Annotated in this window: 14 protein-coding genes; 11 read left to right on the top strand and 3 right to left on the bottom strand. The window is 55.3% G+C overall.

Annotated features, from left to right (window positions below):
* Positions 1-69 precede the first annotated feature (69 nt).
* The 3 genes from proP to crfC all read right to left on the bottom strand — a co-directional run bounded on the left by proP (position 70) and on the right by crfC (position 4,939).
* Positions 70-1,572 carry a glycine betaine/L-proline transporter ProP gene (gene proP, locus ACJHWR_RS05115; RefSeq protein ID WP_012311661.1) on the bottom strand — a complete coding sequence of 501 codons (1,503 nt, stop codon included), beginning with the start codon at positions 1,570-1,572 and terminating at the stop codon, positions 70-72.
* Positions 1,573-1,835: 263 nt separating this feature from the next.
* Complete coding sequence (locus ACJHWR_RS05120; RefSeq protein WP_000169146.1) at positions 1,836-2,714, bottom strand: YjcZ-like family protein; 879 nt, start codon at positions 2,712-2,714, stop codon at positions 1,836-1,838.
* Positions 2,711-4,939 (bottom strand): clamp-binding protein CrfC, encoded by a 2,229-nt coding sequence (gene crfC, locus ACJHWR_RS05125; RefSeq protein WP_000288577.1) that lies wholly within the window; start codon positions 4,937-4,939, stop codon positions 2,711-2,713. Before crfC ends, ACJHWR_RS05120 begins: the two co-directional genes overlap by 4 nt.
* Positions 4,940-5,341: 402 nt before the next feature.
* Here crfC and ACJHWR_RS05130 point away from each other — a divergent pair, with 402 nt between their 5' ends.
* The 11 genes from ACJHWR_RS05130 (at position 5,342) to phnK (ending at position 13,523) form a co-directional block, all read left to right on the top strand.
* On the top strand, positions 5,342-5,677 hold the full coding sequence (locus ACJHWR_RS05130) for a zinc ribbon domain-containing protein YjdM (protein WP_001300891.1): 336 nt from the start codon (positions 5,342-5,344) through the stop codon (positions 5,675-5,677).
* A 159-nt stretch (positions 5,678-5,836) separates the two neighbouring features.
* Positions 5,837-6,280 (top strand): VOC family metalloprotein YjdN, encoded by a 444-nt coding sequence (gene yjdN / locus ACJHWR_RS05135; RefSeq protein WP_001131317.1) that lies wholly within the window; start codon positions 5,837-5,839, stop codon positions 6,278-6,280.
* A 132-nt stretch (positions 6,281-6,412) separates the two neighbouring features.
* Entirely contained in the window at positions 6,413-7,201 is a 789-nt protein-coding gene (phnC, locus tag ACJHWR_RS05140) for a phosphonate ABC transporter ATP-binding protein (protein ID WP_001193398.1), read from the top strand.
* A 24-nt stretch (positions 7,202-7,225) separates the two neighbouring features.
* Complete coding sequence (phnD, locus tag ACJHWR_RS05145) at positions 7,226-8,242, top strand: phosphonate ABC transporter substrate-binding protein (protein ID WP_000992000.1); 1,017 nt, start codon at positions 7,226-7,228, stop codon at positions 8,240-8,242.
* Between the two features lie 64 nt (positions 8,243-8,306).
* Positions 8,307-9,086 carry a phosphonate ABC transporter, permease protein PhnE gene (phnE, locus tag ACJHWR_RS05150; protein WP_001193496.1) on the top strand — a complete coding sequence of 260 codons (780 nt, stop codon included), beginning with the start codon at positions 8,307-8,309 and terminating at the stop codon, positions 9,084-9,086.
* A gap of 20 nt (positions 9,087-9,106) precedes the next feature.
* The gene (phnF, locus tag ACJHWR_RS05155) at positions 9,107-9,832 is read left to right on the top strand and encodes a phosphonate metabolism transcriptional regulator PhnF (protein WP_001351883.1); all 726 of its coding nucleotides are present in this window, start codon (positions 9,107-9,109) and stop codon (positions 9,830-9,832) included.
* Positions 9,833-10,285, top strand: a complete 453-nt coding sequence (gene phnG, locus ACJHWR_RS05160; RefSeq protein ID WP_000542803.1) for a phosphonate C-P lyase system protein PhnG — start codon at positions 9,833-9,835, stop codon at positions 10,283-10,285.
* Positions 10,282-10,866: a phosphonate C-P lyase system protein PhnH gene (gene phnH / locus ACJHWR_RS05165; protein WP_000171616.1), complete on the top strand. Its 585-nt coding sequence runs from the start codon at positions 10,282-10,284 to the stop codon at positions 10,864-10,866. The genes phnG and phnH overlap by 4 nt, the downstream gene beginning before the upstream one ends.
* Positions 10,866-11,930 (top strand): alpha-D-ribose 1-methylphosphonate 5-triphosphate synthase subunit PhnI, encoded by a 1,065-nt coding sequence (phnI, locus tag ACJHWR_RS05170; protein ID WP_001361479.1) that lies wholly within the window; start codon positions 10,866-10,868, stop codon positions 11,928-11,930. Before phnH ends, phnI begins: the two co-directional genes overlap by 1 nt.
* Positions 11,923-12,768, top strand: a complete 846-nt coding sequence (gene phnJ, locus ACJHWR_RS05175) for an alpha-D-ribose 1-methylphosphonate 5-phosphate C-P-lyase PhnJ (protein ID WP_000002290.1) — start codon at positions 11,923-11,925, stop codon at positions 12,766-12,768. The genes phnI and phnJ overlap by 8 nt, the downstream gene beginning before the upstream one ends.
* Entirely contained in the window at positions 12,765-13,523 is a 759-nt protein-coding gene (phnK, locus tag ACJHWR_RS05180; protein WP_001075536.1) for a phosphonate C-P lyase system protein PhnK, read from the top strand. Before phnJ ends, phnK begins: the two co-directional genes overlap by 4 nt.
* Positions 13,524-13,561: the final 38 nt, after the last annotated feature.

Genomic DNA, 13,561 nt, shown 5'->3' on the forward strand with positions numbered 1-13,561 from the left:
AGATTAAGTGAACCTTAAGAGTTCAATTGGCCTGATAAGACAGCGTCACATCAGGCCATCCGTTTCAGCTTATTCATCAATTCGCGGATGTTGCTGCACCAGGCGGGTACGTTTCGCCTGCAAATCGGCAATCTCGTGGTCAATATCATCGATTTTCTGCTCGATATTATCGTAATGCTCGACGAGAATTTCCTTCGCTTCCTGTATATCTGACGCCGCCGGTGTCGCACCTTTCAACGGACGATTTGCCGTCTCTTTCATGGTTACGCCGGTGATTAAACCAACCACCGCCACTACCATCAGGTAATAGGCAGGCATCATCAGATTCTGCGAGCTTTCGACCAGCCAGGCCGCCAGTGTTGGCGTCAGACCGGCAACCAGCACCGAAATATTAAATGCCGCCGCCAGCGCGCTGTAACGGATATGCGTCGGGAACATCGCTGGCAAGGTAGAAGCCATAACGCCCGTAAAGCAGTTAAGGATCACCGCCAGCATCAGTAACCCGGCAAAAATCAGGCCGATGACGTTACTGTTAATCAGAATAAACGCCGGGATCGCCAACACAAACAGTGCAACACTACCAAGTAGCACAAACGGACGACGGCCAAAACGGTCACTCAGCAAGCCCATCACCGGCTGGACAAACAGCATACCGATCATAATGGCGATAATAATCAGCACCCCGTGGTCTTCGGAGTAATGCAGGTTATGCGACAAATAACTCGGCATATAGGTCAGCAACATGTAGTAAGTCACGTTGGTGGCAATTACCAGACCAATACATGTCAACAGGCTGCGCCAGTATTTAGTGGCAATCTCTTTAAACGAGACTTTCGGGCCATCCTGCAAACCTTCGCGGTCGCCCTGTTCCAGTTTATCAACATGCTGCTGGAACGCCGGAGTCTCTTCCAGCGCATGGCGCAGGTAAAGCCCGATAATCCCTAACGGCAGAGCGATAAAGAACGGAATACGCCAGCCCCAGTCGAGGAAGTTCTCTTCGCCGACAATGGTCGAAATTAACACCACCACGCCAGCACCCAGCACAAACCCGGCAATAGAACCGAAGTCCAGCCAGCTGCCCATAAATCCACGTTTACGGTCAGGGGAGTATTCCGCAACAAATATCGACGCCCCGGTATATTCACCGCCGACCGAGAAACCTTGTGCCATCTTACAGATCAACAGCAGAATCGGTGCCCAAATACCAATCGTGTCGTAGGACGGTATTAAGCCAATACAGAACGTACTGATCGACATAATCACAATAGTGATAGCGAGGATCTTCTGGCGACCATATTTATCGCCCAACATACCAAAGAAGAGCCCGCCAAGCGGTCGAATCAGAAAGGGAACGGAGAAAGTGGCAAGTGCAGCAACCATCTGCACGCTGGGGTCAGCCCCCGGGAAAAAAACTTTACCTAATGCGTAAGCAACAAAACCATAAACACCAAAATCGAACCATTCCATTGCATTACCCAGTGATGCTGCGGTAATGGCTTTACGCAGTTTACCGTCATCAATAATAGTGACATCACGAAGGGTAATCGGTTTTACTTTTTTCCTTTTCAGCATAGCTTTCCTCGCAGAGTTGGCCCATTTCCGCAAACGCCAGAAAAATCAGCGCGACGGCCGCAAAAGGGGAGCGGGAATTGCAGGATGCAATCTCTGTAACAAGCGTAGCGGGTTTGCTTACACCCTCCGGTTAAGGAATGTACAATCAAACCAGTTGACGCCTGAATTGGGCAGTTAATGACCTTTTTACCCTACCAGTGTTTAAATTTGTGATCAACTTCACACATGTATTTCGTTTAGGACTCATTGGTGTAACTGATTATTTACACCAAATTTACAGAGAAGATTTCCTCGACCATTGCCCCCGCCAGACGCTGCGCTGAACAGAGTCGTGGCATCCCCAGCGCGACAGTTTGCCAGCGTTGGGTCACTGACCAGCAAACGGGTTGTTTATCTGCCGTGGTCCACTTTCCCAGCCAACTTAAAAAATCAGCATGATCCCCGCCCGTCGAAACGGTCGAAGAGGCAAACCACTGATGGTAATAGTGACGCGTGGTCGGGGCCGCATTGATACTCTCTGCCAGATGTTGTGTCGCTTTCACGCGCAAATCACCCAGCAACAACGCCACCGCTTGCGGGCTTCCCAGACGGCAGGCATCGCCAAATGCCCCCCAGCGCAACTCCTCCAGAACGATAAAACAGCGCCCAGGCAACGACCAGGCGTTATACGCCCCAGCACGCCAGCGGGTAAAAATTTGCTCGCTCTGTTCACCCGCCTGCACCAGTAGGCCTCGTTGCGTTAACGCCTTTTCCTTCCAGCGACAACGGGCTGAAAACCACTCATACAAGGCGGCAATTTGCTGGGGGAGCTCAGGGAAAGCAGAGTGCTGGCGGTGATCCATTTTTTGCAGCAGCGCCAGATGTTGCGCGATCTGCGTCAGCGCCAGATGACCGGGATCCAGCATCGACGCCAGTTTTTCCACCAATGTCAGACGCAGGCTAAGCGGCGCATTTAACATCCCGCTGTTCGTCCATGCCTGAAGCTGCACACGCGCAAGAAGTTCCTGCATCAGTCGTTCACGAAACTGCTGCTGATGGGCTTGTGGATGGCGGGCATCATCGCCCTGCGCCAGATCCACTAAAAAGCGCGGATGAACCGACTCCAGCACGCGACCGGGGCCGTCCAGTAACGTCTTGGTCAATATCGTTCTGCCGTGAAAAGTGTTTGAATATCATCGCGTAACAGCTGAGCGTCGGTGTAAATCCAGCTGTGAGTCATCACAGCCTGCTGCAATTGCTGCTGCATCAGCCTGACCACCGATTCATTTTGTTGACGCAGAGCCAGGCTTTCGCGTAAACGCGTCTGTAATTCCGTCAAACATGAAGCGAACTCAGCGAAAAAAGTATTCATGCCTGCCGTAACAGATTCATCGACCTGCTCTGCCAGAACTTTAGCCATTTGTTGGCAATAAAGATCGACTTCTGCGCTTAATGCTCGTTGCAACACACTGTAATCAACCGTCTCTGTCGGGGATTTCTCATTTCCCCGTCCCCAGTCGGGCTGATTCAACCAGCGCGAAAAAGTCTCACGCACAACGCCTAAACGCGTGCTCTGCTCGTCCATTGCGTCCTGGCGCGAAATGACTTCACTGAACAGCTGGCGAGTGTTGAAGTGGGGAACTGCGCTGTGAAAAACAGGAAAATGAAACCCAGGACGAAACCCTGACTCGCTCAATTCCATTTTGACTTGTTGCTCAATGGGCCGAATAACATCGGTTAACACCCGGCAAAGGGTGGATTCAAGCTCGGCAAAACGCAGCGTAAAGTCGCGACTGATGGTGTTCTGCGCCGTCTGTAACAGTGTCTCACAGCAGGTACGAATCTCGCTTAATGACCCCGAATCATCCTGAAACAACGCGGCTAACTGGGCATTCACCGCATCTTGCTGTTGACGCAGAAAGAGGTTGGCGGAGGTCAGGGCCAGCTCGATTTCATGTTTAATCTCGCCGCTCACCTGAGCCTGATTGAGTTGAAATAGCTGCAAACTTTCTTCGATCTGGTGGATATTTTGCCGCAATTGTTCACAAGCGACGTTTAACCCGTGCGCACGAAAATCCAGGTATTCCCGCGCCTGCTGCGCGTAATTCAACAGTTTATGCGCGGCAGATCGCAGAGCATACAACGAGGCGTTAGCGTAAGCGGCATGAAGCAACGCCTGAATTGGCTTGGCGAACAGCGAATCTTCCCACAACTGATCGGCAGCATGACGAATATGTTCGAGGTTCGCCAGGTCGGCATGACGCCAGCGCCTGCCGAGCGCGGCATGGGCAAAATCTTCCACCCAGCGTTGTTGCTCTGGCGCGGGTAACTTACCGCTGTTGGCTAACTCATTACGCGCCCGATTCGCCAGGTAGCCCCACATCGACGACACTGGAAATATCTGCTGTGGCGTAATACAGCCTTTCATCAGCGTCCCGGAAATCAGTGCCCGCACCTGGTCGGCGTCGTCACTGTTACGATCCTGTTGATCGAACTTATTGACCAGCACATACAACGGCACCGATTGCCCCACCGCCAAAATCGCCTCACGGACCTCTTCATCGGAGATCGATTTCAGTTGCGTATAATCCAGCACCGCCAGTACCGCCGAGGCGCGTGCCAGCTGCTGGTTAAGCATTTTTTGCAGATGCGGTTGCCCGGCTTCATTTGGCCCGGGGGTATCCAGTAACGTCAATTGGCCGGGATAACTCTCCAGCCCCGCCAGATGGACAAACTCCACTTCAATCACGGGAATATGCTCAATGGCGGCGTAAGCAGAAAAAGGAAAATCGACGTCCAGCGCCTTCGCCAGTCGCACCAAATCATTCAAACTTTTCAGACAATGAAAAATAGGCTGGGCACCCAGATAATATTTTTCGAAAGCGACGCCATTTTCGATCCGCTGCATAAGCGCACGCATATCTTTATCTATTTCCAGCACATCGGTCAGATGCTTAATATCGCAATCACGCAGGCGCTGTTGTAATTTTTGAATTAAACAATCGATTGGCGCGACATGTGAAAAATGCAGTACCGGTTCTTTTTGCCCGGGCGTATGGCGAATAAGCGTCGGCAGCGCAGTCATTGGGCGATTGCGATTAGGCAGAACCTCCGTACCAACAATGGCATTAATGGTGGTTGATTTCCCTGCTTTCATGGTACCGACAATCGCCAGCACCATTTCCAGTCGGGAAATTTTACGCAACTCATTATTCAGCATCGCGTGACGTTCGGCGATATTAGGCTGACTCCAGGGTAAAGCCAGTTGTGGCGCATCGTCTCCGGGTACAGAGAGAGGCATTTTTTCCAGTAACTGCAACTGTTGGCGAGAAAGCTGTAACAGGCGTTCAGCCTCCTGACTTAACTCATACAGGGTCTGTGTGTACATAGAAAATTCTTCCTTAAAGCAAATTTTATTACTTTTATTTAGCCAGATTGCTTTTGAGTTCTGTTTTCGGCTTTTATAATTACTGCAAGAAATAATTTTATATTTAGAGTGTTATTTTTTATTAGAATAAATAACGTCTTCCGATACGTTTAAAACGTCAGAAAGATAAAAAATATCATTTGAATTAAAAAAAGAACAAGTAGAGCATTAACCTTATCTTAAATAATAAATGGAGGCAAAAAGATTATTTTCTTTTTGCGTTTCCTTTCAAATGAAAACGATCGTCGTCTAAAATCAGCAGTACCCCCGACAAACTCAGGGATTTTGTGTATAATTGCGGCCTTTTTCGGCAATCTGCCGTTTTTTGGCGCTTTTGCCCTGCTGACTTTTGAGGAAATCCACATGTCATTACCACACTGCCCAAAATGCAACTCCGAATACACCTACGAAGATAACGGCATGTACATCTGCCCGGAATGTGCCTACGAATGGAACGACGCAGAACCTGCACAGGAAAGCGACGAGCTGATCGTTAAAGATGCTAACGGCAATCTGCTGGCTGACGGCGACAGCGTTACCATCATTAAAGATCTGAAGGTGAAAGGTAGCTCTTCGATGCTGAAAATTGGCACCAAAGTGAAAAACATCCGCCTGGTTGAAGGCGACCATAACATCGATTGCAAAATCGACGGTTTTGGTCCGATGAAACTGAAATCTGAGTTTGTGAAAAAGAACTGATTGTATTGTGATCGGTAAGCCGGATAAGGCGCTCGCGCCGCATCCGGCAACGATGCCGACTGCCTGATGCGACGCTGACCGCGTCTTATCAGGCTTCCCTCTCATCTGTATAAATTTCGAACTACACTTAACTGGCTTCTCTTAACTGAGGTCACCATCATGCCGTTAAGTCCCTACCTCTCTTTTGCCGGTAACTGTGCCGACGCAATTGCTTATTATCAACGTACGTTGGGCGCTGAACTGCTCTATAAAATCAGCTTCGGCGAAATGCCAAAATCAGCGCAGGATAGCGCCGAGAACTGCCCTTCCGGAATGCAATTTCCCGATACCGCCATCGCTCATGCCAACGTGCGCATTGCAGGAAGCGACATCATGATGAGCGATGCTATACCGTCAGGAAAAGCCAGCTACTCCGGCTTTACGCTGGTGCTCGATTCGCAACAGGTCGAAGAAGGAAAACGCTGGTTTGACAACCTTGCCGCTAACGGAAAAATCGAAATGGCCTGGCAGGAAACTTTCTGGGCGCATGGCTTCGGCAAAGTCACCGATAAATTTGGCGTACCGTGGATGATTAATGTCGTCAAACAACAACCAACGCACTAACCCGCCGGGAGGGCCGCCCTCCCGCACTGTCATCGAAATCTCGTTAACTCTTCATCCGTTAGTCACTTTTAGTTAACAAAATCGTCACAATAATCCGCCACGATGGAGCCACTTTTTTAGGGAGGCTGCATCATGCAAACGATTATCCGTGTCGAGAAGCTCGCCAAAACCTTCAATCAGCATCAGGCGCTGCATGCGGTTGATCTGAACATTCATCACGGTGAAATGGTGGCTCTGCTTGGGCCGTCGGGTTCCGGCAAATCCACCCTTTTACGTCACTTAAGCGGTTTGATTACCGGCGATAAATCTGCCGGTAGCCATATCGAGCTGCTGGGCCGCACAGTCCAGCGCGAAGGTCGCCTGGCCCGCGATATCCGCAAAAGCCGCGCCAACACCGGCTACATCTTCCAACAATTCAACCTGGTGAATCGCCTGAGCGTACTGGAGAACGTGCTGATTGGCGCGCTCGGCAGCACGCCGTTCTGGCGCACCTGTTTTAGCTGGTTCACCCGCGAGCAGAAACAGCGCGCGTTACAGGCGCTGACCCGCGTTGGCATGGTGCATTTTGCCCATCAGCGCGTTTCCACCCTCTCCGGCGGCCAGCAGCAGCGTGTGGCGATTGCCCGCGCGCTGATGCAGCAGGCGAAGGTGATTCTGGCCGATGAACCCATCGCCTCGCTGGACCCGGAATCGGCGCGCATCGTGATGGACACCCTGCGCGACATTAACCAGAACGACGGCATTACCGTGGTCGTCACGCTGCATCAGGTGGATTACGCCCTGCGCTACTGCGAACGCATCGTCGCCCTGCGCCAGGGGCACGTCTTCTACGACGGCAGCAGCCAACAGTTTGATAACGAACGTTTTGACCATCTCTACCGCAGCATTAACCGCGTCGAAGAGAACGCGAAAGCTGCCTGACATCCCCATCATTGAGGAAAACGAATGAACGCTAAGATAATTGCCTCGCTGGCCTTCACCAGCATGTTCAGCCTCAGCACCCTGTTAAGCCCGGCGCACGCCGAAGAGCAGGAAAAGGCGCTGAATTTCGGCATTATTTCAACGGAATCACAGCAAAACCTGAAACCGCAATGGACGCCGTTCTTACAGGATATGGAGAAGAAGCTGGGCGTAAAGGTCAACGCCTTCTTTGCCCCGGACTACGCGGGCATTATCCAGGGGATGCGCTTCAATAAAGTGGATATCGCCTGGTACGGCAACCTGTCGGCGATGGAAGCGGTGGATCGCGCCAACGGTCAGGTCTTCGCCCAGACAGTCGCGGCGGATGGATCGCCAGGTTACTGGAGCGTGTTGATCGTCAACAAAGACAGCCCGATCAACAACCTGAACGATCTGCTGGCGAAGCGTAAAGATCTCACCTTTGGCAATGGCGATCCTAACTCCACCTCTGGCTTCCTCGTCCCCGGTTACTACGTCTTTGCCAAAAACAATATCTCCGCCAGCGACTTCAAGCGCACCGTCAACGCCGGGCATGAAACCAATGCGCTGGCCGTCGCCAACAAGCAAGTGGATGTGGCGACCAACAATACCGAAAACCTCGACAAGCTGAAAACCTCCGCACCAGAGAAGCTCAAAGAACTGAAGGTGATCTGGAAATCGCCGCTGATCCCAGGCGATCCGATCGTCTGGCGCAAAAATCTTTCCGAAACTACCAAAGACAAGATCTACGACTTCTTTATGAATTACGGCAAGACGCCGGAAGAGAAAGCGGTGCTGGAACGCCTGGGCTGGGCCCCGTTCCGCGCCTCCAGCGACCTGCAACTGGTGCCGATTCGCCAGCTCGCACTGTTTAAAGAGATGCAGGGCGTGAAAAGCAATAAAGGGCTGAATGAGCAGGACAAGCTGGCGAAAACCACCGCGATTCAGGCGCAGCTGGATGACCTGGACCGCCTGAACAACGCGTTAAGCGCGATGAGTTCGGTAAGTAAAGCGGTGCAGTAATGGTTTTCTCCCTCTCCCCGAAGGGGCGAGGGAACCGATCGAGCACACAATCACGGAGCCAAACATGCAAACCATCACCATCGCCCCACCCAAGCGCAGCTGGTTCTCGCTTCTGAGCTGGGCCATTGTTCTCGCCGTGTTGGTCGTCTCGTGGCAGGGCGCGGAAATGGCCCCGCTTACGCTGATCAAAGACGGCGGCAACATGGCGACGTTCGCTGCCGACTTCTTCCCGCCCGATTTCAGCCAGTGGCAGGATTACCTCACCGAAATGGCCGTCACGCTGCAAATCGCCGTCTGGGGCACCGCGCTGGCGGTGGTTCTCTCCATCCCCTTCGGTCTGATGAGCGCCGAAAACCTGGTGCCGTGGTGGGTTTACCAGCCCGTACGCCGCCTGATGGACGCCTGCCGCGCCATTAACGAAATGGTCTTCGCCATGCTGTTCGTGGTCGCCGTCGGCCTTGGCCCGTTCGCTGGCGTGCTGGCGCTGTTTATCCACACCACCGGCGTGCTCTCCAAGCTGCTTTCCGAAGCGGTAGAAGCGATCGAACCCGGCCCGGTGGAGGGCATTCGCGCCACCGGTGCCAACAAGCTGGAAGAGATCCTCTACGGCGTGCTGCCACAGGTGATGCCGCTGCTGATCTCCTACTCCCTCTATCGTTTCGAATCCAACGTCCGCTCGGCGACCGTCGTCGGCATGGTCGGTGCAGGCGGGATCGGCGTCACCCTGTGGGAAGCGATTCGCGGTTTCCAGTTCCAGCAAACCTGCGCCCTGATGGTGCTGATTATCGTCACGGTCAGCCTGCTGGATTTCCTCTCTCAACGGTTGCGTAAGCACTTTATCTGATAAGCGAGGCATTGATATCTATGCACTTGTCTACACATCCGACCAGCTACCCAACACGCTATCAGGAGATAGCCGCAAAACTTGAGCAGGAGCTTCGTCAACACTACCGCTGCGGCGACTATCTTCCCGCCGAGCAGCAACTGGCGGCGCGCTTTGAGGTGAACCGCCACACCCTGCGCCGCGCCATCGACCAACTGGTGGAAAAAGGTTGGGTACAGCGCCGTCAGGGCGTCGGCGTGCTGGTGCTGATGCGCCCGTTCGATTACCCGCTCAACGCCCAGGCGCGTTTTAGCCAGAACCTGCTGGACCAAGGCAGCCATCCCACCAGCGAAAAATTGCTATCGGTGCTGCGCCCCGCCTCCGGTCACGTCGCTGACGCATTGGGGATTACCGAGGGCGAGAACGTTATCCACCTGCGCACCCTGCGTCGGGTCAACGGCGTCGCGCTCTGTTTAATCGACCACTACTTTGCGGACCTCGCCCTCTGGCCGACGCTGCAACGCTTCGACAGCGGCTCGCTGCACGATTTTCTGCGCGAGCAAACCGGAATTGCGCTGCGCCGCAGCCAGACGCGGATCAGCGCCCGCCGCGCCCAGGCCAAAGAGTGCCAGCGTCTTGAAATCCCGAATATGTCGCCGCTGCTGTGCGTGCGCACCCTTAACCACCGTGACGGTGAAAGCAGCCCGGCGGAGTACTCCGTCAGCCTGACGCGCGCCGACATGATTGAATTCACTATGGAGCACTGAATGCACGCAGATACCGCGACCCGCCAGCACTGGATGTCCGTACTGGCGCACAGCCAACCGACTGAGCTGGCAGCCCGCCTGAACGCGCTGAACATCACCGCCGACTATGAAGTAATCCGCGCCGCTGAAACCGGCCTGGTGCAGATTCAGGCGCGGATGGGTGGCACCGGCGAACGCTTTTTTGCTGGCGACGCCACGCTCACCCGCGCCGCCGTACGCCTGACTGACGGCACGCTCGGCTACAGCTGGGTGCTGGGGCGCGACAAACAGCACGCCGAACGCTGCGCGCTGATCGACGCGCTGATGCAGCAAACCCGCCATTTTCAAAACTTATCAGAAACTCTTATTGCCCCGCTGAACGCTGACCGTATGGCACGCATTGCCGCACGCCAGGCCGAAGTAAACGCCAGCCGGGTCGACTTCTTTACGATGGTTCGCGGAGATAACGCATGACCCTGGAAACCGCTTTTATGCTTCCCGTGCAGGATGCCCAGCACAGTTTTCGTCGCCTGTTAAAGGCCATGAGCGAGCCGGGCGTGATTGTCGCCCTGCATCAGCTCAAACGCGGCTGGCAGCCGCTGAATATCGCCACCACCAGCGTGCTGCTGACGCTGGCCGATAACGACACGCCGGTGTGGCTTTCTGCGCCATTAAGTAACGATATCGTCAGCCAGAGCCTGCGTTTTCATACCAACGCGCCGCTGGTCAATCAGCCGGAACTGGCGACCTTCGCGGTAACGGATGAGGCGATTTCCAGCGAACAGCTTAACGCCCTTTCCAGCGGCACCGCTGTTGCGCCAGAAGCGGGCGCGACGCTGATTTTACAGGTCGTCAGCCTGAGCGGCGGGCGCATGCTGCGCCTTACTGGCGCGGGTATTGCCGAAGAACGAATGATCGCCCCGCAGCTGCCGGAGTGCATTCTGCACGAACTTACCGAGCGCCCGCACCCGTTCCCGCTCGGCATCGACCTGATCCTGACCTGCGGCGAGCGCCTGCTGGCTATCCCGCGAACCACTCATGTGGAGGTGTGCTGATGTACGTTGCCGTGAAAGGGGGCGAGAAGGCGATCGACGCCGCCCACGCCCTGCAAGAGAGCCGACGCCGGGGCAATACCGATTTGCCTGAACTGAGCGTCGCCCAGATTGAACAGCAGCTTAATCTTGCAGTAGATCGCGTGATGACCGAAGGCGGCATTGCCGACCGCGAACTGGCGGCGCTGGCGCTGAAACAGGCCAGCGGCGATAACGTCGAAGCGATTTTCCTGCTACGCGCCTACCGCACCACGCTGGCGAAGCTTGCGGTGAGCGAGCCGCTCGACACCACGGAGATGCGTCTCGAACGGCGTATTTCAGCGGTTTATAAAGATATTCCCGGCGGCCAGCTGCTTGGCCCAACCTACGACTACACCCATCGCCTGCTCGATTTCACCCTGCTGGCAAACGGCGAAGCGCCGACGCTGACCACAGCCGACAGCGAACAACAGCCGTCGCCGCACGTTTTCAGCCTGCTGGCGCGTCAGGGGCTGGCGAAGTTTGAAGAAGATAGCGGCGCACAGCCGGACGACATCACCCGCACGCCGCCGGTTTACCCCTGCTCACGCTCCTCCCGCCTGCAACAATTAATGCGCGGCGACGAAGGCTATTTGCTGGCGCTGGCCTACTCCACCCAGCGTGGTTACGGACGCAATCATCCGTTCGCAGGCGAAATCCGCAGCGGCTATATCGACGTGTCGATTGTGCCGGAAGAGCTGGGATTTGCGGTGAACGTCGGCGAACTGCTGATGACCGAATGTGAAATGGTCAACGGTTTTATCGACCCGCCGGATGAGCCGCCGCACTTCACGCGCGGCTACGGGCTGGTGTTCGGCATGAGCGAGCGCAAAGCGATGGCGATGGCGCTGGTTGACCGCGCTCTACAAGCCCCGGAGTACGGCGAGCACGCGACAGGCCCGGCGCAGGATGAAGAGTTCGTGCTGGCGCATGCCGACAACGTCGAAGCCGCAGGCTTTGTCTCGCACCTTAAACTCCCGCACTACGTCGATTTCCAGGCCGAACTGGAGCTACTCAAACGTCTGCAACAGGAGCGGAACCATGGCTAATCTGAGCGGCTACAACTTTGCCTACCTCGACGAGCAGACCAAACGCATGATCCGCCGCGCCATCTTAAAAGCGGTGGCGATCCCCGGTTATCAGGTGCCGTTTGGCGGGCGCGAGATGCCGATGCCGTACGGCTGGGGAACTGGTGGTATCCAGCTTACCGCCAGCGTGATTGGCGAAAGCGACGTGTTGAAGGTGATTGACCAGGGTGCGGATGACACCACCAACGCGGTGTCGATCCGTAACTTCTTTAAGCGCGTGACCGGGGTAAACACCACTGAACGTACGGACGATGCGACGCTTATCCAGACGCGCCACCGCATCCCCGAAACGCCGCTGACCGAAGATCAGATCATTATTTTCCAGGTGCCGATCCCCGAACCGCTGCGCTTTATCGAGCCGCGCGAAACGGAGACCCGCACCATGCACGCGCTGGAGGAGTACGGCGTGATGCAGGTGAAACTGTATGAAGATATCGCCCGCTTCGGTCATATCGCCACCACCTACGCCTATCCGGTGAAGGTAAACGGGCGCTACGTAATGGACCCGTCGCCGATCCCGAAATTCGATAACCCAAAAATGGACATGATGCCCGCCCTGCAACTGTTCGGCGCGGGGCGCGAGAAGCGCATCTATGCGGTGCCGCCGTTTACCCGCGTGGAAAGCCTCGATTTCGACGATCACCCGTTCACCGTTCAGCAGTGGAATGAGCCATGCGCCATCTGCGGATCGACCCACAGCTATCTCGACGAAGTGGTACTGGATGACGCCGGAAACCGCATGTTTGTCTGCTCCGATACCAATTATTGCCGCCAACAGAGCGAGGCAAAAAACCAATGAATCAACCGTTACTTTCGGTCAATAACCTGACCCACCTTTACGCGCCGGGCAAAGGCTTTAGCGATGTCTCTTTTGATTTATGGCCGGGGGAAGTGCTGGGCATCGTCGGGGAATCCGGCTCCGGGAAGACCACGCTGCTGAAGTCGATCTCCGCGCGCCTGACGCCGCAGCAGGGGGAGATTCGCTATGAAAACCGCTCCCTCTATGGCATGAGCGAAGCCGACCGCCGCCGTTTACTGCGCACCGAATGGGGCGTGGTACATCAGCATCCGCTCGACGGCCTGCGCCGCCAGGTATCGGCAGGCGGCAATATCGGCGAGCGGCTGATGGCGACCGGGGCGCGTCATTACGGCGACATCCGCGCCACCGCGCAGAAGTGGCTGGAAGAGGTGGAGATTCCCGCTAACCGGATCGACGACCTGCCGACCACCTTTTCCGGCGGCATGCAGCAGCGTTTGCAGATTGCCCGCAACCTGGTGACGCATCCGAAGCTGGTGTTTATGGACGAGCCAACCGGCGGGCTGGATGTGTCGGTGCAGGCGCGCCTGCTCGACCTGCTGCGCGGCCTGGTGGTGGAGCTGAACCTGGCGGTGGTGATTGTCACCCACGATTTAGGCGTCGCCCGCCTGCTGGCGGACCGTTTGCTGGTGATGAAGCAGGGGCAGGTGGTGGAGAGTGGGTTAACCGACCGCGTGCTCGACGACCCGCATCATCCGTATACCCAGCTGCTGGTGTCATCGGTTTTGCAGAATTGAGCCGGTGCCGGATGCGGCGTAAACGCCTTATCTGGCCT

Origin of the sequence: Escherichia sp. WS568 (assembly GCF_046486085.1) — a bacterium.
Classification (GTDB): domain Bacteria; phylum Pseudomonadota; class Gammaproteobacteria; order Enterobacterales; family Enterobacteriaceae; genus Escherichia; species Escherichia coli.